Raw genomic sequence first — 23,472 nt, forward strand, 5'->3', positions numbered from 1 at the left:
GAGATGCGGCCCTGCTCATGCCGCATCAATAATGATCGGTCATCGGACCGACCTTGCCGCGGAACACGCGGTAGCCGATCACGACGTAGAGCAGCATCAGCGGGAACACGAACAGCCGCACCGGCGGCGGCGGTCACGTCATCGCAGCGCCATCGCCCGTCCCAACGGGATGCCCGCGCATTTCCCGTGCGAAGACGATGCGATCGGGATGCGTGAACACCTCATAGCCATCGTCGCGCGCAACGGCGATCAAGGTGATCCCCGCTTCATCCGCGGTATTGAGCGCGAGCGTCGTCGGTGCGGAAACGGCGACGATGACGGGAGCGCCGATCATGGCCGTCTTCTGCACCATCTCGACCGAGATGCGGCTCGTGAGCAGAACGGCTCCGTTCGCAACCGACCTGTTGTGACGGATCAGAGCACCGGCAAGCTTGTCGAGTGCATTGTGGCGGCCGACATCCTCACGCACGGGGCCGACGCCGCCATCGGCCTGCCAGAAGGCGGCCGCATGAACGGCGCGTGTTTTCCGGTTGAGGTCCTGCAGCGGCGGGAGAGCGCGCATGGCCTCCAGGATATCGCGCGCATCGAACCTCGCGCCCTTCTTCACCCTTGGAAGGGCACGCCGCGCCTGCACCAGGCTTTCGATGCCGCAAAGCCCGCAGCCGACCGGGCCCACGGAGGCGCGCCGCCGCGCGAACAAGGCCGCCGTGCGATTTTCTTCAAGCCAGATCCGGACCTCGATGCCAAGGTCGGTCTCGATCAGGTCGAGGCTCCTGATCTCGTCGCCGCGGGCAACTATGCCCTCCGTCACAGCGAAGCCGACGCCGAAATCCTTCAGATCAGTGGGCGTCGCCATCATCACCGCATGGGTCGACCCGTCAAAGGTCAACGCGATCGCAGTCTCCTCCGCCACCGCCTGCGACGACGAACTCGCGTGGCCGCCACGCCAGTGGAGGCCGGCCCGTTCGATGAAAGCACAATCGGCGGTCACGACGACCTCAGCTCGTTGCGATTACGCGGTTGAGGTCACGCGTTCGACTGTCCCCTGATTGTCTCGTAGAGGAACCAGCTCCGGCGTTCGGTTTCGTCGATCCAGTTTTCCAGGAGGCTGGCGGTGGCGACGTCGCCATATTCGTCGCAGACATTGTGAACCTGGCGCATTTCCCGCGTGAGCTGCAGATTGTCGCTCAACAATTCAGCCAGCATGTCCTGCGGATCGACATAGTCGGCATCGTTGTCGAGGATACGCTGCTGACGCGCGATGTGGCCGATCGAGCGGATCGTCGTGCCGCCGATCTTGCGCGCGCGTTCGGCGATCGGGTCGGTCATCGCGAAGATCTGGTCGGATTGCTCGTCGAGCAGAAGATGGTAGTCGCGGAAATGGCTGCCCGACATATGCCAGTGGAAATTCTTGGTCTTGAGATAGAGCGCGAACACGTCGGCGAGCAGGCCGCCGAGCGCTGCCGAAATATCGCGAGTCGCTTCGGTTTTCAGGTCGGTCGGGCTCTGCAATTCGGGACGCGGGTGAGAAGACTTGAGCATTCGTGCCATCCTTGTTTCTTGGTCGGCGGCCTCAGCTATTCCGGGCCGTCTCTGGCTGTTGTCATAGCGTGTGTCGCAGAGCGTATCTTTCCAGAGCCTGCGGACTCTTTCGGATTCACACGGTTTCACGGACGGAGCGCCTTTGCCGGTACTCCAAATGCAGACTGATTGAAGGGGTATGGACACACTCTCCCACCCATGCGGATTCGGCCTGAACCTCCGATCGCGCGGCCAGTTGCCTTAGCGTGCGACGGCCGGCATGCTACGGTGACTTGATCTGTCCCTCCGAGAAGGCCTGAAGACCGCGATGTCCGACCAGTTCTCCAACACCCAGCAAATTCGCAAACCGGCTGTCACCTCCAAGGGCGGCATCGTCGCTTCGCAATCGCGAAGGGCCGCCGAGGTCGGCGCGGCCGTGCTGGCGGCAGGCGGCGATTGCGTCGATGCCGTGGTCGCCACCACTTTTGCGCTTGGCGTGGTGGAGCCCTGGATGAGTGGAATCGGCGGCGGCGGCGCGATGGTGCTCTACCGTGCCCGCGAAAACCGCTATGAGGTGATCGACTATGGCATGCGGACGCCGAACAGCCTTCGCATCGAGGACTATCCACTGACAGGTGACGGCACCGCCTCCGACCTCTTTCCCTGGGCGCGGGTGAAGGACGACCGCAACCTCCACGGCTCCGGCTCGGTCGCCGTGCCCGGCGTGGTGGCAGGCATGGAGGAGGCGCATCGCCGCCATGCCAAATTGCCGTGGAAGGAGTTGCTCAAGCCGAGCGTCGATCTCGCCGCCGAAGGTCTGTTGGTCGACTGGTGGACCACGCTGATGATCGCAAGCTCTGCCACCGACCTCCGCCGCTATCCGGCGAGTGCAGCCGCCTTTCTGCAGGATGGCCTGCCGCCGAATGCGCAATGGGGCATCAAGTCGGTGGTGCGGCTGCCGCAGGACCGCCTGAAGGCGACGATGGCGCAGCTCGCCGCCGAAGGACCGCGCGACTTCTATGAGGGTGGCTTGGCGCGCAGCATCGCCGCCGACATCCAGGACAGCGGCGGCGCTATATCGGTCGAGGATTTGGCCGCGTTCCGCGCCCATCTGCGTGAACCGCTGCGCATCGCCTATCGCGGCGGCTATGTCTATGCGACGCCCGAATTGACCGCCGGGCCGACGCTCGCGCATACGCTGCGCCTGTTGCAGCAAAACCTGCAGCCCTCACGCGCCCCGGACGGTGCCGCCTACACGGCTTACGCGCAGGCGCTGCAGACCGCCTATCGCGAACGCCTGCAGGGCATGGGCGATGCCGACGGCCGTCGCTCGCTTGGTGCGGAAGCGGTCGCGCCCACCTGCACCACGCATTTCTCCGTCGTGGACCGTGACGGCAACATGGCGGCGGTGACGCAAACGCTGCTGTCGACCTTCGGCTCGAAATTCGTGACGCCGCAAACCGGCATCACCATGAACAACGGCATCATGTGGTTCGATCCGACGCCGGGCACGCCGAACTCGCTGGCGCCCGGCAAGCGCTGCCTGTGCAATTACACGCCGGTCGTGGCGCAAGCCGCCGATGGCCGCCGTGTCGCGGTCGGCGCCTCCGGTGGACGGCGAATCCTGCCGGCGGTGACGCAACTGCTCTCCTTCGTGATGGATTACGGCATGGACCTCGATGCTGCGATCCATCAGCCCAGGATCGACGCCAGCGAGGGCGCGATCGTGATCGGTGACGTGCGGCTGCCGCCGCAGGTGCGCGAGGCGCTGCACTCACGGTTCGACTATGACGAAGCGCGCCTGCAGACGATGCCACTGAAATTCGCCTGTCCCAGCGTCGTGCTGCGCGACGGCGCCACCAACAGCGGCGCCACCGAGCCATTCCACGCCTGGAGCGAAGCGGTGGCGGAAGGTTGATGGGGTTTGGCGCACGCCCTCCCTCCACCTCCGAGGTGAAGGTTCTCTCCACTTCGGACGGTACGACTCGCAGCAAACCCCCATCCCAACCTTACCCCTTTCAGGGGGAAGGAGCGCAGCGGCGTAAACGGCGGCGTTTCACCTCCCCTTGAAAAGGGGAGGTCGGTTTGCGCGTTGCGCAAACCGGGTGGGGATCAACTCTCTCCACACGCTCCGGCTCCACACGCACCAGCGCTCGGCGCGGCGACTTAATCCAATCGCATCAGGAGATCATCGATCCGGATCGGGAAGCGGCGTGCGCGAACGCCGGTGGCGTGCCAGACCGCATTGGCGACCGCACCGGCACTGCCGGTGACGCCAATCTCGCCGACACCCTTGATGCCGAGCACGTTCACGTGCGGATCGTGCTCATCGACCGTCAGCACATCGAGCGACGGCACGTCGGCATTCACGGGGATATGGTACTCGGCAAGATTCGCGTTCAGGATCCGCCCCGAACGATGATCCATCACGGCTTCCTCGTGCAGCGCGAACGATGCGCCCCAGATCATGCCGCCAAAGAGCTGGCTCTGGACCAGGCGCGGATTGATGATGCGGCCGGCGGCAAAGGCACCGACCAGGCGTGTCACACGGATCTGGCCGAGTTCGGGATCGACCTTCACCTCCGCGAACACCGCACCATGGGCATGCATGGCGTAGTTCGACTGCGCCGCCGGATCGGCCGCGCCGCCGCCGCTGGCTTCGATCTCGGCGAGGCCGGCGCGCTTGAGGATGTCCGTATAGCTCTCGCCGCGCGCTTCATCGTCACGACGGAACAGTCGCCCTTCCCGTGCGATCACACCGGCATTGCCGGCGCCGAACAGCGGCGAGCGTTCGTCATTGGTCGCGAGATCGGCGAGCTTTGCGATCACGGCCGCGCCGGCATTGTGGATCGCAGCACCCGCGGTCGCAGTATGCGCCGAGCCGCCGGCGATGCCGGCGTCCGGCAGATCCGACGTGCCCGACCTGAACTCGACCTGGTCGATGCCGAGCCCGAGTCCGTCGGCCGCGATCTGGGCAAGCACGGTCCAGGCGCCCTGCCCCATGTCGTGCGCGCCGCTCTCCATCACGCCCGACCCGTCGCTGCGGATCACCGCGCGCGCCTGCGCCTGGAACATCAGCGCCGGAAAGGTCGCGGTGCCCATGCCCCAGCCGACCAGGAAGCCGGCATCGTCGCGCATCTGCCGTGGCGTGAGCGGACGCCCGGCCCAGCCGAAGCGTTCGGCGCCCTTGGCGTAACACTGCCGCAGCGCCTTCGATGAAAACGGCTTTCCCGAGATCGGCTCGACCTCGGCGTAGTTCTTGAGACGGAAATCGAGCGGGTCCATTCCGCAGGCCAGAGCGATCTCGTCGATGGCGCTCTCGAGCGCGATCGACCCGGTCGCCTCTCCCGGCGCGCGCATGAACAGCGGCGTGCCAGTATCGACGCGCACCGCTTCATGCGAGGTCTTGATCGCGGGGCTCGCATAGAGCGTGTGCGAGGCGTCGGCGGCCGGCTCGTAGAAATCATCGAACGTGCTGGTCGTGACCTTGGCGTGATGATCGATCGCAGTCAGCCGGCCCTCGCCATCGGTGCCGATGCGCAGCGTCTGCCGCGTCGGCGGGCGATGGCCGACCGGGCCGTACATCTGGTCGCGGCGCAGCACGAGCTTGACCGGACGGCCGACCAGTTTTGCGGCCATGATGCCGAGGACTTGCGGCCCGGAGACCAGTCCCTTGGAGCCGAAACCACCGCCGAGGAACGGGCTGCGGATATGGATATTGCCCGGCGGAATGCCGAACAGTCCGGCCAGCCGCATCTGCGCGATCGCCATGCCCTGGCTCGGCGTATCGATCGAGAGCTTGTCGCCATCCCAGCTTGCGACGATCGCGTGCGGCTCCATTGCGTTGTGGTACTGCGCGGAGGTTTCATACATCGCCTCGATGCGGTTCGATGCGCCAGCAAGCGCGGCGTCGACATCGCCATGACGGACCTCGGCCGGATTGCCGATACCGACCACCGGCGGCAGATAGCTCTTGGCGTCATCGAGGCCGACGCGCGCAGGCTCGACGTGATATTGCGGCGACAGCAGCGCCGCGCCTTCGGTCGCGGCTTCCAGCGTCTCGGCGACCACGACTGCGATCGCCTGGTTCGCGTAGCGCACCTCGTCGTTCTGCAGCAGCTCCATCTTGAACGCGAAAGGATTGGGCTTCCCGTCCGGATCTTCCGCAAGCGGAGGTTTGTGCGAGGGCGTCATGACCTCGACGACGCCGGGATGGCGCTTGGCCGCCGCGACATCGAGGAAAGTCACGCGGCCGCGCGCGATGGTAGAGACCGCGATCACGGCGTAGAGCATCCCCGGCGGGTGATTGTCCGCGGCATAGCGGGCTTCGCCCTTCACCTTCAGGATGCCATCGCGGCGCGTCAGCGGCTGGCCGATGTTCGAGCCGTGCCTGAGATGGGCGGGGTCGCAGGTGAGGTTGATCTCAGGCGACATGATGCACTCCTGAAACGGATGAGAAGGGAGAACCAGGAAGCGCAGGAATGCGCTCCGGCGTGCCAGCGGCGGCGAGTGTCAGCGCCCGCACCAGGATGCGTTGGGCGAGCTCGATCTTGAACGCATTGTCGCCGGAGGGTTTGGCATCGGCGAGCGCGATGCGCGCCGCCTCGCGCAAGCCGGCAGCATCGGGCGCGACGCCGGCAAGAACCTGCTCTGCCGCCCGCGCGCGCCACGGCTTTGCCGCGACGCCGCCGAGCGCAAGCCGCGCCTCGCGGATCGTGCCCTGCTCGATCCGCAGGCTTGCGGCAGCAGACACGACGGCGAACGCATAAGAGGTGCGCTCACGGACCTTGATGTAGCGCGCATGCGCGGCGAAACCGCGCGCCTCGGCCGGCAGCCGCAGCGCGACGATCAGATCACCGCGTTCGAGCAAAGTCTCCCGCTGCGGCGTGTCGCCGGGCAGGCGGTGCAGTGCCTCGAGCGCGACCTCGCGTCGCCCGCTCCTGCCCTCGATCTCAACGACCGTATCGAGCGCAACCAGCGGCACGCAGAAATCGGACGGATGCGTGGCGATGCAGGCCTCGCTCCAGCCGAGCACGGCATGCAGGCGGTTCTCGCCATGGCGCGCATCGCAGCCGGCGCCGGGCCAGCGCTTGTTGCAGGCGCTGGGGGCGTCGTAGAAATACGCACATCGCGTCCGCTGCAGCACGTTGCCGCCGACCGTCGCTGCGTTGCGGAGCTGCGCGGAAGCGCCCGACAGCAATGCCTCGGCCACAGAGGGAAAGGCGCGCACGAACTCGGCGTCATGCGCGAGGTCGGCATTGCGGACCAGCGCGCCGATCCGCACGCCGCCATCGGCAAGATATTCGACGCCGTCGAGTCCCGGCAGGCGCGTGACGTCGACAAGGCGACTCGGATGGCAAACGCCGCCCTTCATGAGATCGAGCAGGTTGGTGCCGGCAGCGAGATAGGTTGCGCCTTTCTCGGACGCGGCTGCGACCGCCTCGGCGACGGTCGCTGGCCTGACGTAATCGAAATTCATCATGCGGAGCGCCTCTGGTCGGAATTCGTGAGAGTGTTCTGAGCCTCGAGCACGGCTTCGGTGATCCCGGCATAGGCGCCGCAGCGGCAGAGATTGCCGCTCATGCCTTCGCGCACGCGCTCGGGATCATCGCCGGCCTGGCCTTCGGTAATCAGCCCGATCGCGCTCATCACCTGGCCGGGCGTGCAGAAGCCGCATTGAAAGCCGTCATGCGCGATGAAAGCGGCCTGCATCGGGTGGAGCTGGTCGCCCCGCGAGACACCTTCGATGGTGAGGATGTCGGCACCGTCCTGGCTCACCGCCAAAGCAAGGCACGAATTGATGCGCCGGCCGTTGACCAGCACAGTGCAGGCGCCGCACTGGCCGCGGTCGCACCCCTTCTTGGTTCCGGTCAGATCAAGGCGCTCGCGCAAAAGATCGAGCAAGGTGACGCGGGGGTCGTCGAGCTCGATCTCCCGCCGCACACCGTTCACGGTGAGGCTGATGGAGAAATTCATGCAGGGCTCCGATCAGTGCTATGGTGAAATTGTTACAGTGGTAACGCACCGCCTGCGGCCGCCAATGTGATCGGCGGACCTTTGCAGGCCGGGTATTCATCGCATATACGGAGGCATCCTCCGTTTTACAAGGGAGGGGTAACCGCAAATCTGATGGCCAGTCAGTTCGCAGGACTAGTTCGCAAGCCACGCGCGGATGCCGTGCGCAATCGCGAGCGCGTGTTGGAGGCGGCAAAAGCCGTGTTCAGCGCTGGTGGTCCCGAAGCCAGCCTGGAGGCCGTGGCGCGGCACGCCGGCGTCGGCATCGGAACGCTGTACCGTCACTTTCCGACTCGCGAAGCGCTGTATGAAGCGGTCTATCGGCGCGAGGTGGACCAGCTCGGCGATCTCGCGGAACAATTGAACGATGAGGCCGATCCGGTCGAAGCGCTGCGGCATTGGCTGCACGCCAATGTCCAGTTCGTCGCCACCAAGAAGGGCATGGCGGCCGCGCTGGCACTGGTCGCCCACGGCTCCCCCGAGCTTCACGCCTATTCGCTCGAGCGCCTGACCCGGGCGATCGGCGCGCTGCTTGCGCGCGCGGTCGCCGCCGGCGAGATCCGCGCCGACATCAGCGCCGAAGACGTGCTGCGCGCGCTGATCGGACTGTGCTACATGCACGACCAGGCAGGCTGGCAATCGACCGTGCTGCGGCTGTTGGATGTGTTCATTGACGGGCTGCGCGTGCAACCGGCAAAGGCGACGGCGGCAAAGCGAAAGCCGGTGAAGAAGGCTCTGAAACGAAAGCGCTAATCCCAAGCCTCGTCATTGCGAGCGAAGCGAAGCAATCCATCTCGCCGCACGCGAAGACGTGGATTGCTTCGTCGCTTCGCTCCTCGCAATGACGAGCAACTCACCCAAATCTGTGATCGTAGCGCGCGATCGACAGCTCACTCACATCGATCTCCGGCTTGCGTCCTGATAGCAGGTCCGCAAGCACGCTGCCCGAGCCGCAGGCCATGGTCCAGCCGAGCGTGCCGTGACCGGAGTTGAGATGGAGATTGCCATACTTTGTCGCGCCGATTACCGGCGGTCCATCAGGCGTCATCGGGCGCAGACCGCTCCAGAACGTCGCCTTGGCGAGATCGCCGCCGCGCGGAAACAGATCGGTCAGCGAATGATCGAGCGTCACGCGCCGTGCAGCATAGAGCTTATCAGAGTAGCCTGATATCTCCGCGGTGCCGCCAACGCGGATGCGGTCGCCGAGCCGCGTGATCGCGACCTTGTAGCTCTCATCCATAACCGTCGATTCCGGCGCGCCGCTGGCATCCACGATCGGCACCGTGATCGAATAGCCTTTTACGGGATAGACCGGCAGCGAAATGCCGAGCGGCTTCACCAGCCGCGGCGACCAGCTTCCGAGCGCGACGACATAAGCGTCGGCCTGCAGCACGCCCTTGCTCGTGGCGACGCCAGTGACGCGCGAAGGATCGGCGATCAATCCATCGATTCCGACGTTGAACTCGAAACGCACGCCGAGTTTTTCGGCTTCAAGCGCCAGCGCCTGCGTGAACATGTGGCAATCGCCGGTCTCGTCCTGCGGCAGCTGCAGCCCGCCGGCGATCTTGTCCTTGACAGCGGCGAGCGCCGGCTCGGCGGCAATGCAGCCTTCGCGATCGAGCACTTCGAAAGGAACGCCATATTGCTTGAGCACCGCGATATCGTCGGCGGTGTGGTCGAGCTGGGAGGCATAGCGGAACAGTTGCAGCGTGCCGCGGGAGCGCTCGTCATAGCGGATGCCGATCTCGCCGCGCAGCGCGCGCAGGCAGTCGCGGCTATATTCCGCGATCGGGATCATCCGGCTCTTGTTGACCGCGTAGCGTTCCGCGGTGCAGTTGCGCAGCATCTTCAAGAGCCAGACCCACATCGCGGGATCGGGTTTCGGCCGGACCACCAGCGGACCGTGCTTCATCAACAGCCATTTGATGGCCTTGATCGGCACGCCGGGGCCGGCCCAGGGCGAAGAGTAGCCGGGCGAAACTTCGCCGGCATTGGCAAAGGACGTCTCGAGCGCGGGCTTCGGCTGCCGGTCGATAACCGTCACTTCATGACCGGCACGCGCGAGATAATAGGCCGACGTGACGCCGATGACGCCACTGCCGAGGATGATGACTTTCACGCTTTTCAGGCTCCCGCCGCGGCATTACTTGCCGCTGCAAATAATCTTCGCAACGGCTGGAGCAAGGGTCAGGCCACTCGCTTGATCGCGTCGCCTAGGATCGACACCATTTCGTCGATATGGTTGCGCTCGACGATCAAAGGCGGCGACATCGCGAAGGAGTCGCCACTCATGCGAAGGTAAAGGCCGCGATTGAAGCAATCGACCATGACGTCATAGCCGCGCGCACCAACTCCGTCCTTGCGCGGCGCGACTTCCACGGCGCCCATCAGACCGACATTGCGGATGTCGATCACGTTCGGAAGGCCCTTGAGCTGATGCAGCGCATCGCGCCAGTACTCGGCGAGCGAAGCGCCGCGCGTCAGCAGGCCTTCGTCCTTGTAGATGTCGAGCGTCGCAAGGCCTGCGGCGCAGGCCACCGGATGCGCCGAATAGGTGTAGCCGTGGAACAGCTCGATCTGGCTTTCCGGCCCGGTCATCAGCCCGTCATGGACCTTGCGGCTGGCGAACACTGCGCCGCAGGGAACGGTGCCGTTGGTGATGCCCTTCGCGGTCGTCATCAGATCGGGCGTCACGCCGAAGAACTGCGACGCGAACGGCGTGCCAAGCCTGCCGAAACCGGTGATGACCTCGTCGAAGATCAGGAGAATGCCGTGCTTGTCACACAATTCGCGCAGCCGCTGCAGATAGCCCTTCGGCGGCGGCAGCACGGCGGTCGAACCCGGAACCGGCTCGACGATGATAGCGGCAATGGTCTCGGCGCCATGCAGCGCCACCAGGCGTTCCAGATCGTCGGCGAGTTCGGCGCCATGCTCCGGCTGGTCCTTCGCAAACGCGTTGCGGGCAAGATCATGGGTGTGGCGGATGTGGTCGACACCAGGCAGATGGGTTGCAAACGCGCGGCGGTTGGCCACCATGCCGCCGACCGACATGCCGCCGAAACCGACGCCGTGATAGCCGCGCTCGCGGCCGATAAGGCGCGTACGGGTCGGCTGGCCGGTTGCGCGGTGATAGGCGAGCGCGATCTTCAGCGCAGTATCAACCGATTCCGATCCCGAATTAGTGAAGAAGACGCGATCCAGTCCCTTCGGCGCGATCGCGGCGAGGCGTTCAGCGAAATCGAAGGCGATCGGATGGCCCATCTGGAACGACGGCGCGAAGTCCAGCGTCATCAATTGCCGCTCGACCGCTGCGGCGATCTGCTTGCGGCCGTGGCCGGCATTGACGCACCAAAGCCCGGCCGAGGCGTCGATCACCTTCCGCCCGTCGACGCTCGTGTAATACATGCCCTCGGCGGAGGCGAACAGCCGCGGTGTCTCCTTGAACTGCCGGTTGGCCGTGAACGGCATCCAGAACGAATCGAGCTTGATGGTGTTCGGAATCTGATGAACGGTCACGAGCGTCGCTCCACTGCTGACCTAGCCAGCCGAACACGCTCTCATAGGCGCAACAAGTCCTTTTCTGTGCCGCCGCAACCCATTGATCTCATTGGGGCGAACGCGGCATATTTGCGCGATCCGCAACACCTGCAACAGGAATTTCGCCATGAGCGTCGATATCGGTGGACGGCTGCGATTCATTCGCGCGCAGCAGAAGCTGTCGCAGCGCGAACTCGCCAAGCGGTCCGGCGTCACCAATTCGACGATCTCGCTGATCGAGTCGAACCAGATGAACCCGTCCGTCGGGGCGCTGAAGCGCATCCTCGATGGAATTCCGATGGGACTGGCTGAATTCTTCGCGCTCGAGCCGGAGCGCCGCCGCAAGGTGTTCTATCGCACCGACGAACTGACCGAGATCGGCAAGAAGCCGATCTCCTATCGCCAGGTCGGCGACAATCTGTTCGGCCGGAGCCTGCAGATCCTGAAAGAACGCTACGAGCCCGGCAGCGACACCGGCCGCGTGCCGCTGGTGCATGACGGCGAGGAAGGCGGCATCGTGGTGTCCGGCAAACTCGAGGTCACCGTCGATGACGAGCGCCGTATCCTCAATCCCGGCGACGCCTATTATTTCGAAAGCCGTCGCCCGCATCGCTTTCGCTGCGTCGGCGGCAAACCCTGCGAGGTGATCAGCGCCTGCACTCCACCGACATTCTGAATGCGGCAGGCGCCGCGCGGCCTTACAGATCACGCGTCTGCTTGTCGCCCCAGAGGATGGCCGCAGCGATTGTCATGACCATCGCCGTCACGCCGATGATGACCAGGATGGTATCGAGTGTCATGGCTCTTCTCCATGCTTTCTGGAGAAAAGCTAGCGGATTGCCGCCGTAGCGCTTTGCGCTCGATCAAATCCGAAGAGATGTCAGGCTCACGCCATCGCCAGCCGCTGCCGCGAGCGGAGCAACAGCATCAGCATGATCGTGACGTTGAGCGCGTTCCAGGCGAGCCCGTTGGCGAAGGCGGCAGCGTAGGAGCCGGTGACATCGAAGATCAAACCGGAAATATAGCCGCCCAGGGACATGCCGATCACCGAGGCGAAGATCACGATGCCCACCCGTGTGGCCGCTTCCGATGCCGGCATCGCCTCGCGGATGATGATGGCGTAGCTCGGCACGATGCCGCCCTGGAACAGGCCGAACATCGCCGAGATGATGTAGAGCGAGCTCAAGCTGTCGAAGAACAGGTAGAACAGCAGCGCCGCGCCCTGCGCGACCGAGCCGATCAGGAGCGTGCGGATGCCGCCGATCCGGTCGGCGAGGAAGCCCGAACCGATGCGGCTGATGATGCCGAAGCCGAGCATCAGGGACAGCATCTCGGCGCCGCGCGCGACGCCATAGCCGAGATCACCGCAATAGGCGACGATATGCACCTGCGGCATCGCCATCGCCACGCAGCAGGCGATCGCGGCCAGCGAGAGCATCGCAGTCAGCGCATTGGTGGAGAGGCGCACATTGACGCGCGGCGGCCGCGCGTTGAGATGGCTGCGCTGGCTCGCTGCGCCCGTCAGCCGCCGCAGCGCGAACAGCGCGACCGCCATCGCAACCGCGGTGAAGATGCCGATCACGACATGCGTGGTGCGCCAGCCGAACTGCTGCATGCCGAGGTTCACCAGCGGCGGCCAGATCGTGCCGCCGATGTAATTTCCGCTCGCGGCGATCGCGACCGCAAGCCCGCGGTAGCGGTCGAACCAGTGCGAGGCTTCCGCCATCAACGGCCCGAAGGTCGCCGACGACGACAGCCCGATCGCGAAATGAAACAGGATGAACGACCAGATTGACGGCGAATAGCCGGCGCCGATATAGCCTAGCCCGAGGATGCCGATGCCGAGCCCGATCGCGGTAACGATGCCGTGGCGATCGGTGATCTTGCCGGTCAAGACCCCGCCCGAGCCGAAGCCGATCATGACCAGGGTAAAGGCCAGCGAGGCGGTCCCTCGTGTGGCGCTGAAATCCCCCTGCACCACCGGCAGCGCCACCACCACCGACCACATGCCGACGCTACCGAGCGAGCCGATCACCACGGCAACGGCGAGCCGCAGCCATGCCCGGCGCGAGTCGGGAATGAACTGGTCGGAATATGGGCTGATTTGAGAAGGAATTTCCACGGCGAAGCCAAACTTCGTCGCGAATTGCTTCCCGGTCAAGCGGTTTGGCGAAATATTGGGCATGTGAAAGCCCGAATGACGTTGTCACAACTTGGCGAAGCCGGCGATTGGCGGTATTTAGGCGTTGATGTTCGTACGCTTGACGAAACGGCAACGGGCCAAGGCAGGGTGGTTGGTCGCCCTGCTCTACCTGTTTTGCGTCCTTGCGCCGGGGGCCGCACTCGCGGTGGGCAATCCCGCACCTTGGCTGCCGCCCGAGGTCGCACAGGCGCCCACGGACGCGCATCCCCGCTCCGGTCATGGCCTGCACGAACATGGCGGCGGCCACGCCGCCCATCACGCAGATGCCGACGGCGTCAAGCACGAGCATGATGGCAAGGCCTCGCCAGGGCCCGGTTGCGCCATGCTCTGCCTTTCCGCAATGACGGCGGATTTGCCCGGGATCGCGAAGCCCGCGCGGCCGATGTCGACCTGCGTTCCTGAAACCTACCGGCGCCTGCATGGTTCGGCGCCCCCTCTGCCCTATCGTCCCCCCAACGCCTGAACTGACGTGACGACGTACGCGCTGCGCGATGAAGCGCGCGTGCGCCTTGATTCATGCACAGATCAGGAATCCATTGATGTCTTCGCTATCAGGGGCGAAGTCCGCCGTCGTTGGTACGGCCGGCGGACGCCATCTCCGATCCACCCTCGCGCTCGGCGCGATCATCGCCGTCACGGCCGCGGGCTGTCAGCCCGCGACAACGCGGCTTGCCAATTCCGACCCGGCCGATCCAGCCGCGCGCGTCCCAGGCGTCAGCTATCGCTCGACGATCGCACCTTACACCAGCCTGCGTCCCGCGACGCCGGCGCCCTGGCGCGAGCGCAACGAGGATGTTGCCCCGGGACAACGGCAGGAACCGCAACAATGATCCATGTTGCCGTCCGTGTGCCTGCGATCGGTCTGCTGCTGATGGCGGGTCCTGTCCTGTCCGCTTGCGCTTCCTTCTCTCCCGACAGCGGCATGACCATCGTCGCCACCGCGACAGAACAAACCATCGGCAAGGATGTCGCATTCCTGCGCTCCGCCGACGATGCCGAACGCATCCGCGGCACGGTCCGGCGCCTGCTCTCGCGTCCGCTGACCGCAGATTCCGCGGTGCAGGTCGCCCTGCTCAGCAACAAGGGACTGCAGGCCGCCTATAACGAATTGGCGCTCGCCGAGACCGATCTGGTCGAGCAGAGCCTGCCGCCCAATCCCGTCTTCTCGATCTCGCGGATCAGCGGCAACGGCGCGAGCGAAGCCGAACGCCAGGTGGTCGGCGATATCCTTGCACTGGCGACATTGCCATTCCGCTCCGACATCGCGCGGGAACGTTTTCGGCAAGCACAATTACGCGCTGCGCTGGAAACGCTTCGACTCGCCGCCGATGTCCGGCGCGCCTACTTCCGCAGCCTAGCAGCCAACGAAATGGTCGGCCTGCTCACCGATGCCAAGTCGACCGCCGAATCAACCGCGCAGCTTGCGAAAAAGCTCGGCGAGACGGGCGCGCTCAACAAGCTCGATCAGGCGCGCGAGCAGGTATTTTACGCAGAGACCACGGCCGACCTCGCCACTGCACGCCAGGAGGCGGCAAGTGCCCGTGAACGGCTTTCCCGCCTGATGGGATTGTGGGACGACGATCTCAACTTCAAGATTCCAGACAAGCTCCCGCCTCTGCCGAGACGTCCGCAAGCGCTGCCCTCGATCGAAGCCGACGCCGTGGCCCACCGCATCGACCTACAGATCGCGCGCATGGAGCTTGTTGGCTTGGCGAAGGCACTCGACCTCACGGAGGCGACGCGCTTCGTCACGCTGCTCGACCTCGCCGGCATTGAGAAGCGCACCCGCGATCCGGAAAATCCGCCGTTCCGCGAGCGCGGCTTCGACGTCCAGTTCCAGATCCCGGTGTTCGATGGCGGCGAGGTGCGCGTCCGCCAGGCGGCGGAGACCTACAATTTCGCCTTCAACCGGCTGACCGAGAGGGCGGTCAATATTCGCTCGGAGGCTCGCGACGCCTATCGCACCTACCGCTCGAGCTACGACATCGCCACCCACTATCAGCGCGAGATCCTGCCGCTGCGCCAGATCATCACGGAAGAAATGCAATTGCGCTTTTCCAGCATGCAGATCGACGTATTCGCGCTGCTGACCGAGGCGCGCCAACGCCTCGCTTCGCTCCGAGCTGCAATCGACGCCAAGCAGGCATTCTTTCTGGCACAATCCGACCTGCAGACCGCCATCAACGGCGGCGGATCGCTGACAAGGGAAATCCCAACGACGACAGCATCCGCGGCCGCACCGGCTGCCGGCGCTCACTGAGTGTGGAGGGGATGATGTTTTCACGCAGAGGATTCTTGGGCAGCGCAGCTCTCGTCGGCGCCGGTGCCGTCGCTGGACGCGTGCAGGCCGCCGCCATTCCGGAAGCACCAACGATGGATAAGGCGGTCTCGCAGCCGCCGCTCCATCCGACCTCGGGACCGGATTACCGGCCGGTCGTAACACTGAACGGTTGGTCGCTTCCCTGGCGCATGAACGGCGACTGGAAGGAATTCCATCTCGTCGCCGAGCCGGTGGTGCGCGAATTCGCCGACGGCATGAAGGCCAATCTCTGGGGCTATAACGGCCAGTCGCCGGGACCGACCATCGAGGCCGTCGAGGGTGACAAGGTCCGTATCTTCGTCACCAACAGATTGCCCGAGCATACCACCGTGCATTGGCACGGCATGATCCTGCCCTCAGGCATGGACGGCGTCGGCGGGCTGTCGCAACCGCACATCAAACCGGGAAAGACCTTCGTTTACGAGTTCGAGCTGAAGCACAGCGGCACCTTTATGTACCACCCGCATTCCGACGAGATGGTGCAGATGGCGATGGGCATGATGGGCATGATCGTGGTGCACCCGCGCGATCCCGCCTTCCGTCCCGTCGACCGCGACTTCGTCTTCGTCATGAGCACCTACCTCATCGACCCCGGCACCTATCTGCCGAAGGTCAATGAGATGACCGACTTCAATATGTGGACCTGGAACAGCCGCGTGTTTCCCGGCATCGATCCGCTGCCGGTGCGGCTTAACGACAAGGTGCGGGTGAGGATGGGCAATCTCAGCATGACCAACCATCCGATCCACCTGCACGGCCACAGTTTTCATGTGACCTGCACCGATGGCGGCTGGATTCCTGAGAGCGCGCAATATCCAGAAGCGACCACCGACGTTCCCGTTGGCGCCGTGCGTGTGTTCGACGTGCTCGCCGACAATCCCGGCGACTGGGCGTTCCACTGCCACAAGTCGCACCACACCATGAATGCGATGGGCCACGACATGCGCAATCTCATCGGCGTTTCGCGAAAGGACCTCGCCAAAGCCGTCGGCAAGCTCGCACCGGACGCGATGGTGATGGGCTCGACCGGCATGGCGATGGGCAACATGGAGATGCCCGCGCCCGACAACACGCTCCCGATGATGACCGGCAGCGGCCAGTTCGGCCCGCTGGAGATGGGCGGCATGTTCACGGTGATGAAGATCCGCGAGGGAATGGCCCGCGACGACTATCGCGATCCCGGTCCCTACCAGCACCCGCCCGGCACCGTCGCCTATGAGGTGAAGACGCCCGACGCCGCACCCGCGCGGCAGTCATCGCCAGCAACAGCACCGACGACGGGCAACCGCGGTGGAAACAAACCGATGAAGGGAATGAAGATGTAGCGATGCACTGGCGCCCTACCCAGAAGAATCCTTGAAGGACATTCCGATGACAAAAATCACTACGACCAGCCTCGCGCTGATTGCGCTTGCAACCGCTGCTGCTGCGCCCGCTCATGAACAGCATGGCCACTCATCCTATTCAGCCGGCGAACCCGGCAATCCGAACAAGCCGTCGCGCACGATCGAGGTCGAGATGAGCGAGATGGCGTTCAAGCCCGCCAAGATCGAGGTCAAGCGTGGCGAGCAGATCCGCTTCGTGATCCGCAACGTCGGCAAGGAGGACCACGAATTCCTCCTCGCCACCACCACGGAGAACTTGAAGCACGCCGAGACGATGAAGAAGCACCCGCATATGGAGCACGATGATCCGAACGGTGTCCGTCTCGCGCCGAAGAAGTCGGCCGAGATCGTCTGGAAATTCACTCATGCCGGCAGCTTCGAATATGCCTGTCTGATCTCCGATCATCGAGACTACGGCATGACCGGCCGCATCACCGTGAAATGAACAACGAGAGGAGAACAACAATGAACGGGATCATCCGCATGGCCGCAGCGGGGGCACTCGCGACCAGCCTGCTGACGCAGGCAGCCTCCGCGCAGAGCGCCGCCATCAACGGCGAGGTCAAGAAGATCGACGAGGGCGCCGGCAAGATCACGCTCAGGCATGGCCCGGCCAAAAGCATTGGCATGGACGAACCAATGACCATGGTCTACCGCGTCAAGGACCCCGCTATGCTCAAACAGGTGAAGGTCGGCGACAAGGTGCAGTTCGAGGCCGAAGAAGCCGCGTCAGGGTATACGGTAACGAAGCTGCAGAAGGCAAAATGAGCATCACGGGCGCATTTGGTCGCGTCGTCGTTCGGGGATGGACCGAAGACACAGCAAATTTTGAACACCAGGACCTTCCAGCGGCCGGCCAGTTGTGAGAAACTTAACCCATGGACATCCGCCAATCTTTCAAGTTTTTGGTCGCGCTGCTGGTGACGGCGAGCCTGACGCTGGCGCCGCTCGCCACGCCGGCCGCGGCGGAGCATTTGGTGTCGTCCGCCGGTGTGCACATGGCGGCGATGTCGGATGGGCATGACATAGCCGATATGGATATGGCCGACATGGCAGCGGCCATGCCGTGCTGCCCGGACAAGCAGAAGGCTCCCACCTGCCAGGATTGTCCGCTGGTTGCGGTCTGCATGATGCAGGTTTTGCAGGTCGCTCCATCTAGCAGCATGGTCGCGCTGGACCTACGGCTGGAGCAGCAGCTCCATCCCTTGGACGACATTATCGCTGACGGGCTCGCGCGCCCGCCTCCTGACTATCCCCCTCGAACTTTGGCCTGACCGGCGTCGCGGCGCCGGACGCTGCCGCGTGGCTTGAAAGGCCGCGCGGATGACACGTGCTGCGCGAGCAGCAAGACCAAAGCAATCGAGGAATGGAAAATGAAATCGTTCGACACCAGGCGCGCCGTCTCGGCGGCGCTCATCGGCATGGCCATGCTGGGCACGGCCGGCAGCGCGCGGGCCGAGATCAAGGACTACGAATTCCAGTTGGTCGATCAGATCGTCCAGGCCGGAGCAGACAAGATCATCACGGTTCGGCTGGTCAACAAGAAGACTAGCAAACCAGTACCGGACGCGGTGATCTTCGCCACCCGGCTGGATATGGCGCCTGACGGCATGCAGGAGATGGCGACCAAGGTCACCGCGGTGCCCGGCGGCGAACCAGGATTGTACAAGTTCAAGGCCACTCTGGGCATGGCCGGCCGCTGGCAGCTTTCGCTCGGCGCCAAGGTGCAGGGCGAGACCGGCGCCGTCGAAAACAAACTCGTTGTCACGGCGCAGAAATGACCCGCGCCATCGTGATCGGCGCCGCCGCTGCGAGTTTCGCAGCGGCGGGCATCGCCATTTTCGCTGGCGTAATCCCGTGGCCGAAGCCCGCAGGTTACGCCGTCTCGCACGTGGCCGCCGCCGGCGGCGGGGCGCCCATTTATTATCAGCACCCGGACGGCAAGCCCTTTTACTCGCTGACGCCGAAGACGACCGAGGATGGCCGCGACTATCACGCCGTCCCCGCCGGCGCCGACATCAGTTTCGACGACGCGCCCCAGCCAGCGCCGACCGAGAGTGCCGAAGCCAAGGGTAGTCGCAAGACCAAATACTATCGCAACCCGATGGGGCTGCCGGATACGTCGCCGACGCCGAAGAAGGATTCGATGGGGATGGACTACATCCCCGTCTACGAGGGCGAGGACTCTGACGACGGCTCAATCAGGCTGTCGCCGGGCCGGATCCAGCGCACCGGCGTCAAGTCCGAGCCGGTGATGCTCCATATCGTCAGCACGCTCGTGCGCGCGCCGGGCACCATCCAGTTCGACGAGCGCCGCGTCTCTGTCATCGCCATGCGCGCCGAAAGCTATGTGCAGAAGGTCGCCGATGTGACCACCGGGAGCCGTGTGGCGAAGGGCCAGCCGCTGATGGAGATCTACAGCCCGGCGGTCTCCTCGGCCGCCGCTGAATATCTCTCCACCATCACCTCGAAGGCCACGGCGACCATCGAAACCTATGGCCGCGGCTCCCGGCAGCGGCTGATGAATCTCGACGTGCCGGAGTCCGCCATCACGACACTGGAAAAGACCCGGACCGTTCCGATCGTGATCCAGTGGTCTGCCCCGCGTGACGGCATCGTGCTGGAACGCAACGCCGTCGAAGGCATGCGCGCACAGCCTGGCGACGTGCTGTTCCGCGTCGCCGACACCTCGCTCGTCTGGGCCGTCGTCGACGTGGCAGAACGCGATATCGGCGGCATCACCGTCGGCCAGCCCGTCACCGTGCGCGCCCGCGGCTTTCCCGGCCGCGCCTTCACCGGCAAGGTCAGCGTGATCTATCCGCAGATGAACCGCGAGACCCGCACGGTCCGCCTCCGGATCGAGCTCGATAATGCTGACCTCGCACTGCTTCCCGACATGTATGTCGATGCGGAGATCGAGGTCGGCAGCCAGGATCCCGTGCTCGCGGTACCCGATAGCTCCGTGCTCGACACGGGTAGCCGCCAGACGGTCATCATCGACAAGCGCGGCGGCCGGTTCGAGCCGCGTGAGGTCAAGGTCGGACATCGCGGCGGCGGATATGTCGAGATCACGGAGGGTGTCAGCGAAGACGACACGGTCGTGACCTCGGCCAACTTCCTGATCGACGCCGAGAGCAACCTCAAAGCGGCGCTGAAGGGCTTTTCCGCGGCAGGCAGCGCGCCGGACACATCGTCGACCAGCGGCACGGGAGGACGGCCATGATCGCCCGCGTCATTGCCTGGTCGGCGCGCAACCTGCTGCTGGTGCTGTTCGGCACCGGCTTCGCCGCGGCGGCCGGACTCTATGCGCTGCTTCACCTGCCGCTCGATGCAATCCCTGACCTCTCCGACACGCAGGTGATCGTCTACACGGAATATCCGGGACAGGCGCCGCAGGTGATCGAGGACCAGGTCACCTATCCCTTGACGACCGCCATGCTGACGGTGCCGAAATCGAAGGTCGTGCGCGGCTTCTCGTTCTTCGGCGTCTCCTTCGTCTATGTGATCTTCGAGGACGGCACCGACATCTATTGGGCGCGCTCGCGCGTGCTCGAATTCCTCAATGGCGCCACCTCGCGGCTGCCGTCCGGCGTGACGCCGACGATCGGACCTGATGCGACCGGCGTCGGCTGGGTCTATCAATACGCCGTGATGTCCAGGGAGTTGAACCTCGCCGACACCCGCACGATCCAGGACTGGAATCTGAAATTCGCGCTTGCCAAGGCCGAGGGCGTCGCGGAGGTCGCGAGCATCGGCGGCTTCGTCAAGCAGTACAACGTGATCCTCGATCCGCAACGGATGCGCGACCGCGGCATCAGCATGCAAAGGATGCGCGAGGCGATTCGCGCCAGCAACGCCGACGTCGGCGGCCGCACCGTCGAATTGTCCGAATTCGAATACGTCATCCGCGGCAAAGGCTACATCAAGGATATCAACGACCTCGGCAATATCGTGCTCAGGGTCAACAACGGCACGCCGGTGCTGCTGCGCGACGTCGCCCGCGTCGAGCTCGGCCCGGACGAGCGGCGTGGCATCGCCGAACTCAATGGCGAGGGCGAGGTCGCCAGCGGCATCGTGCTGCAGCGCTTCGGCGTCAACGCGCTCGACGTCATCGACAACGTCAAGAAGCGCTTCAAGGAGATCGCGACCAGCCTGCCGAAATCGGTCGAGATCGTGCCGGTCTATGACCGTTCGAACCTGATCAACGCCGCCATCGATACGCTGAAGCACACGCTGGTCGAGGAGAGCCTCGTCGTCGCCCTCGTCTGCATCGTGTTCCTGCTCCATGTCCGCAGCGCGCTGGTTGCGATCCTGATGCTGCCGGTCGGCGTGCTGATGGCGTTCGGCGCGATGAAGCTTCTGGGCATCGGCTCCAACATCATGAGTCTCGGCGGCATCGCGATTGCGATCGGCGCCATGGTGGACGCTGCCATCGTCATGATCGAGAACGCGCACAAGCATCTCGAGCGGGCCAAGCCCGGGCAGTCGCGCATCTCGATCCTGATCGACGCCGCCGCCGAAGTCGGGCCCGCCCTGTTTTTCAGCCTGTTGATCATCACCGTTTCCTTCATGCCGATCTTCACGCTGGAATCGCAGGAGGGACGGCTATTCAGTCCGCTCGCCTTCACCAAGACCTTCGCGATGGCGGCCGCCGCCCTGCTGTCGGTCACGCTGGTGCCGGCCCTGATGGTGATCTTCGTGCGTGGCAAAATCGTTCCGGAGCACAAGAACCCAATCAACCGCTTCCTGATCTGGATCTATCGTCCGGTCATCAAGGGCGTATTGCGCGCCAGGATCCTCGTCGTGCTGCTCGCGCTCGCCGTCCTCGCCGTCACAGTGTGGCCGGCGCGCCAGCTCGGCACGGAATTCATGCCGAACCTGAACGAAGGCACCCTGCTCTACATGCCGACCACGCTGCCCGGCATCTCCGTGACCAAGGCCGCCGAGCTGATGCAGATGCAGGATCGCATCATCCGCTCCTTCCCCGAGGTTTCGTCGGTCTACGGCAAGGCCGGCCGCGCGGCGACCGCGACCGACCCGGCGCCGACCGAGATGTTCGAGACCATCGTCAACCTGAAGCCCAAGGAGCAGTGGCGGGCCGGCGTCACGGTCGACAGCCTGATCGCGGAGATGGACAAGGCACTGCAATTCCCTGGTGTGTCCAACGCCTGGACCATGCCGATCAAGGCGCGCATCGACATGCTCTCGACCGGTATCCGCACGCCAGTTGGCGTGAAAGTGATCGGCACCGATCTGATCGAGATCGATCGTCTGGCCAAGCAGATCGAGCAGGTCCTCAAGGCGGTACCGGGCACCTCGTCGGCCTACGCCGAGCGCGGCATCGGCGGCTATTATCTCGAGATTGCCCCGGACCGCGCAGCGCTGGCGCGCTACGGCATGTCGGTGCAGGACGTGCAGGACACGATCGCGACTGCGCTGGGCGGACAGACGGTGACGACGACGGTCGAGGGCCGGCAGCGTTTCACCGTCAACATGCGCTACCCGCGCGATCTCCGCGACAATCCGAAAGCGATCGGAAGCGACATCCTGGTGCCGATGCCGGCGGGAGGCGCGGTGCCGCTCGGCGAGATCGCGACGATCCAGCCGGCGCGTGGGCCGACCTCGATCCGGACCGAGAACGGACAGCTTGCGACCTACATCTATGTCGACATCCGCGACCGCGATCTCGGCGGCTATGTCGCCGACGCGCAGCGCGCGGTGCAGGCGAGCATCCAGTTTCCGCCGGGCTATTACGTGATGTGGAGTGGCCAGTACGAATATCTCGAGCGCGCGATGGCGCGTCTGAAGATCGTCGTGCCGGCAACGCTCGTGATCATCTTCCTCCTGCTCTACCTCAACTTCCGCTCGGTCACCGAAACCATGATCGTGATGCTGTCGCTGCCGTTCGCGCTGGTCGGCGGCCTCTGGCTGATGTGGTGGCTCGGCTTCAACCTCTCGGTCGCCGTCGCGGTCGGCTTCATCGCGCTCGCGGGCGTCGCCGCCGAGACCGGCGTCGTGATGCTGATCTATCTCAACCAGGCGCTGGCCGAGATCAGGGAACGACGCGCCGCCGAGGGACGCGCCTTGACCCGCTCCGATCTGCGCAAGGCCATCATGGAAGGCGCGGTCGAGCGCGTGCGACCGAAGATGATGACGGTGGTCGCGATCATGGCCGGCCTGCTGCCGATCATGTGGAGCACCGGCACCGGCTCCGAGATCATGCAGCGGATCGCGGTGCCGATGATCGGCGGCATGATCTCCTCGACCCTGCTGACGCTCATCGTGATCCCCGCGATCTTCGGCATCGTCAAGGGTTTCGGCCTGCCGTCTGACGATCAGGACCAATCACGTCCGCCGGCCTCCACCGGGACGCGCGTGGCGCGCGTCCGCGTTCCAGAGCCGGCAGAATGAGCCGACCATGACGACAGCTCACGAGACCAAGCATCAGTGCGGTAGCCGACGCGCTTCATTGCACCGGCGACCCACTGCCA

The 23,472-nt window shown here is 64.6% G+C and carries 21 protein-coding genes; 13 read left to right on the forward strand and 8 right to left on the reverse strand.

Annotation, left to right across the window (positions count from 1 at the left end):
- Window positions 1-133: 133 nt before the first annotated feature.
- Window positions 134-991, reverse strand: a complete 858-nt coding sequence (gene fdhD / locus J6497_RS19690; RefSeq protein ID WP_225705937.1) for a formate dehydrogenase accessory sulfurtransferase FdhD — start codon at window positions 989-991, stop codon at window positions 134-136.
- A gap of 35 nt (window positions 992-1,026) precedes the next feature.
- Window positions 1,027-1,542, reverse strand: coding sequence for a Dps family protein (locus J6497_RS19695; RefSeq protein WP_225705938.1), 516 nt, complete (start codon window positions 1,540-1,542; stop codon window positions 1,027-1,029).
- A gap of 307 nt (window positions 1,543-1,849) precedes the next feature.
- On the opposite strand from J6497_RS19695, the gene J6497_RS19700 reads away from it, so the two are divergent.
- The gene (locus J6497_RS19700) at window positions 1,850-3,439 is read left to right on the forward strand and encodes a gamma-glutamyltransferase family protein (RefSeq protein WP_225705939.1); all 1,590 of its coding nucleotides are present in this window, start codon (window positions 1,850-1,852) and stop codon (window positions 3,437-3,439) included.
- Between the two features lie 248 nt (window positions 3,440-3,687).
- On the opposite strand, the gene J6497_RS19705 is transcribed toward J6497_RS19700, so the two are convergent.
- From J6497_RS19705 to J6497_RS19715, 3 genes are read right to left on the reverse strand one after another with little or no spacing between them, the layout of a single operon-like run.
- The gene (locus J6497_RS19705) at window positions 3,688-5,955 is read right to left on the reverse strand and encodes a xanthine dehydrogenase family protein molybdopterin-binding subunit (protein WP_225705940.1); all 2,268 of its coding nucleotides are present in this window, start codon (window positions 5,953-5,955) and stop codon (window positions 3,688-3,690) included.
- Entirely contained in the window at window positions 5,945-7,003 is a 1,059-nt protein-coding gene (locus J6497_RS19710; protein ID WP_225705941.1) for an FAD binding domain-containing protein, read from the reverse strand. The genes J6497_RS19705 and J6497_RS19710 overlap by 11 nt, the downstream gene beginning before the upstream one ends.
- A complete protein-coding gene (locus J6497_RS19715; RefSeq protein WP_225705942.1) occupies window positions 7,000-7,497 on the reverse strand; it encodes a (2Fe-2S)-binding protein in 498 nt (165 codons plus the stop codon). Before J6497_RS19715 ends, J6497_RS19710 begins: the two co-directional genes overlap by 4 nt.
- Window positions 7,498-7,650: 153 nt before the next feature.
- Here J6497_RS19715 and J6497_RS19720 point away from each other — a divergent pair, with 153 nt between their 5' ends.
- Window positions 7,651-8,289: a TetR/AcrR family transcriptional regulator gene (locus J6497_RS19720; protein ID WP_225705943.1), complete on the forward strand. Its 639-nt coding sequence runs from the start codon at window positions 7,651-7,653 to the stop codon at window positions 8,287-8,289.
- Between the two features lie 100 nt (window positions 8,290-8,389).
- Here J6497_RS19720 and J6497_RS19725 read toward each other — a convergent pair whose 3' ends face one another.
- Together J6497_RS19725 and aptA are read right to left on the reverse strand one after the other, a co-directional pair.
- A complete protein-coding gene (locus J6497_RS19725) occupies window positions 8,390-9,655 on the reverse strand; it encodes a D-amino acid dehydrogenase (protein WP_225705944.1) in 1,266 nt (421 codons plus the stop codon).
- A 68-nt stretch (window positions 9,656-9,723) separates the two neighbouring features.
- Window positions 9,724-11,052: an omega-aminotransferase AptA gene (gene aptA / locus J6497_RS19730; RefSeq protein ID WP_225705945.1), complete on the reverse strand. Its 1,329-nt coding sequence runs from the start codon at window positions 11,050-11,052 to the stop codon at window positions 9,724-9,726.
- A gap of 148 nt (window positions 11,053-11,200) precedes the next feature.
- Here aptA and J6497_RS19735 point away from each other — a divergent pair, with 148 nt between their 5' ends.
- The gene (locus J6497_RS19735; protein ID WP_225705946.1) at window positions 11,201-11,749 is read left to right on the forward strand and encodes a cupin domain-containing protein; all 549 of its coding nucleotides are present in this window, start codon (window positions 11,201-11,203) and stop codon (window positions 11,747-11,749) included.
- Between the two features lie 210 nt (window positions 11,750-11,959).
- Here the strand turns inward: J6497_RS19735 and J6497_RS19740 are convergent, their stop codons facing one another.
- Window positions 11,960-13,195 (reverse strand): MFS transporter, encoded by a 1,236-nt coding sequence (locus J6497_RS19740; protein WP_225705947.1) that lies wholly within the window; start codon window positions 13,193-13,195, stop codon window positions 11,960-11,962.
- Between the two features lie 139 nt (window positions 13,196-13,334).
- Here J6497_RS19740 and J6497_RS19745 point away from each other — a divergent pair, with 139 nt between their 5' ends.
- From J6497_RS19745 to J6497_RS19790, 10 genes are all read left to right on the forward strand, one after another.
- The gene (locus J6497_RS19745) at window positions 13,335-13,739 is read left to right on the forward strand and encodes a hypothetical protein (protein WP_225705948.1); all 405 of its coding nucleotides are present in this window, start codon (window positions 13,335-13,337) and stop codon (window positions 13,737-13,739) included.
- 76 nt (window positions 13,740-13,815) lie between these two features.
- On the forward strand, window positions 13,816-14,106 hold the full coding sequence (locus J6497_RS19750) for a hypothetical protein (protein ID WP_225705949.1): 291 nt from the start codon (window positions 13,816-13,818) through the stop codon (window positions 14,104-14,106).
- On the forward strand, window positions 14,103-15,536 hold the full coding sequence (locus J6497_RS19755) for a TolC family protein (RefSeq protein WP_225705950.1): 1,434 nt from the start codon (window positions 14,103-14,105) through the stop codon (window positions 15,534-15,536). The genes J6497_RS19750 and J6497_RS19755 overlap by 4 nt, the downstream gene beginning before the upstream one ends.
- Before the next feature lie 14 nt (window positions 15,537-15,550).
- Complete coding sequence (locus J6497_RS19760; protein WP_225705951.1) at window positions 15,551-16,921, forward strand: multicopper oxidase family protein; 1,371 nt, start codon at window positions 15,551-15,553, stop codon at window positions 16,919-16,921.
- A 46-nt stretch (window positions 16,922-16,967) separates the two neighbouring features.
- Window positions 16,968-17,426 carry a cupredoxin domain-containing protein gene (locus tag J6497_RS19765; RefSeq protein ID WP_225705952.1) on the forward strand — a complete coding sequence of 153 codons (459 nt, stop codon included), beginning with the start codon at window positions 16,968-16,970 and terminating at the stop codon, window positions 17,424-17,426.
- 20 nt (window positions 17,427-17,446) lie between these two features.
- Window positions 17,447-17,749, forward strand: coding sequence for a copper-binding protein (locus tag J6497_RS19770; protein WP_225705953.1), 303 nt, complete (start codon window positions 17,447-17,449; stop codon window positions 17,747-17,749).
- 110 nt (window positions 17,750-17,859) lie between these two features.
- Window positions 17,860-18,255 carry a hypothetical protein gene (locus tag J6497_RS19775; RefSeq protein ID WP_225705954.1) on the forward strand — a complete coding sequence of 132 codons (396 nt, stop codon included), beginning with the start codon at window positions 17,860-17,862 and terminating at the stop codon, window positions 18,253-18,255.
- A 99-nt stretch (window positions 18,256-18,354) separates the two neighbouring features.
- Entirely contained in the window at window positions 18,355-18,762 is a 408-nt protein-coding gene (locus J6497_RS19780) for a FixH family protein (protein ID WP_225705955.1), read from the forward strand.
- A complete protein-coding gene (locus tag J6497_RS19785; RefSeq protein WP_225705956.1) occupies window positions 18,759-20,204 on the forward strand; it encodes an efflux RND transporter periplasmic adaptor subunit in 1,446 nt (481 codons plus the stop codon). Before J6497_RS19780 ends, J6497_RS19785 begins: the two co-directional genes overlap by 4 nt.
- Complete coding sequence (locus J6497_RS19790; RefSeq protein ID WP_225705957.1) at window positions 20,201-23,392, forward strand: efflux RND transporter permease subunit; 3,192 nt, start codon at window positions 20,201-20,203, stop codon at window positions 23,390-23,392. The genes J6497_RS19785 and J6497_RS19790 overlap by 4 nt, the downstream gene beginning before the upstream one ends.
- Window positions 23,393-23,472: the final 80 nt, after the last annotated feature.

The sequence above is a fragment of the Bradyrhizobium cenepequi genome (assembly GCF_020329485.1).
In the GTDB taxonomy this organism is placed as follows: Bacteria; Pseudomonadota; Alphaproteobacteria; order Rhizobiales; family Xanthobacteraceae; genus Bradyrhizobium; species Bradyrhizobium cenepequi.

Coding starts and splice junctions, on each gene's coding strand:
- J6497_RS19695 (WP_225705938.1), bottom strand. CDS start 1,542: ATGCTCAAGTCTTCTCACCCGCGTCCCGAATTGCAGAGCCCGACCGAC.
- J6497_RS19700 (WP_225705939.1), top strand. CDS start 1,850: ATGTCCGACCAGTTCTCCAACACCCAGCAAATTCGCAAACCGGCTGTC.
- J6497_RS19705 (WP_225705940.1), bottom strand. CDS start 5,955: ATGTCGCCTGAGATCAACCTCACCTGCGACCCCGCCCATCTCAGGCAC.
- J6497_RS19710 (WP_225705941.1), bottom strand. CDS start 7,003: ATGATGAATTTCGATTACGTCAGGCCAGCGACCGTCGCCGAGGCGGTC.
- J6497_RS19715 (WP_225705942.1), bottom strand. CDS start 7,497: ATGAATTTCTCCATCAGCCTCACCGTGAACGGTGTGCGGCGGGAGATC.
- J6497_RS19720 (WP_225705943.1), top strand. CDS start 7,651: ATGGCCAGTCAGTTCGCAGGACTAGTTCGCAAGCCACGCGCGGATGCC.
- J6497_RS19735 (WP_225705946.1), top strand. CDS start 11,201: ATGAGCGTCGATATCGGTGGACGGCTGCGATTCATTCGCGCGCAGCAG.
- J6497_RS19750 (WP_225705949.1), top strand. CDS start 13,816: ATGTCTTCGCTATCAGGGGCGAAGTCCGCCGTCGTTGGTACGGCCGGC.
- J6497_RS19755 (WP_225705950.1), top strand. CDS start 14,103: ATGATCCATGTTGCCGTCCGTGTGCCTGCGATCGGTCTGCTGCTGATG.
- J6497_RS19760 (WP_225705951.1), top strand. CDS start 15,551: ATGTTTTCACGCAGAGGATTCTTGGGCAGCGCAGCTCTCGTCGGCGCC.
- J6497_RS19765 (WP_225705952.1), top strand. CDS start 16,968: ATGACAAAAATCACTACGACCAGCCTCGCGCTGATTGCGCTTGCAACC.
- J6497_RS19770 (WP_225705953.1), top strand. CDS start 17,447: ATGAACGGGATCATCCGCATGGCCGCAGCGGGGGCACTCGCGACCAGC.
- J6497_RS19775 (WP_225705954.1), top strand. CDS start 17,860: ATGGACATCCGCCAATCTTTCAAGTTTTTGGTCGCGCTGCTGGTGACG.
- J6497_RS19780 (WP_225705955.1), top strand. CDS start 18,355: ATGAAATCGTTCGACACCAGGCGCGCCGTCTCGGCGGCGCTCATCGGC.
- J6497_RS19785 (WP_225705956.1), top strand. CDS start 18,759: ATGACCCGCGCCATCGTGATCGGCGCCGCCGCTGCGAGTTTCGCAGCG.
- J6497_RS19790 (WP_225705957.1), top strand. CDS start 20,201: ATGATCGCCCGCGTCATTGCCTGGTCGGCGCGCAACCTGCTGCTGGTG.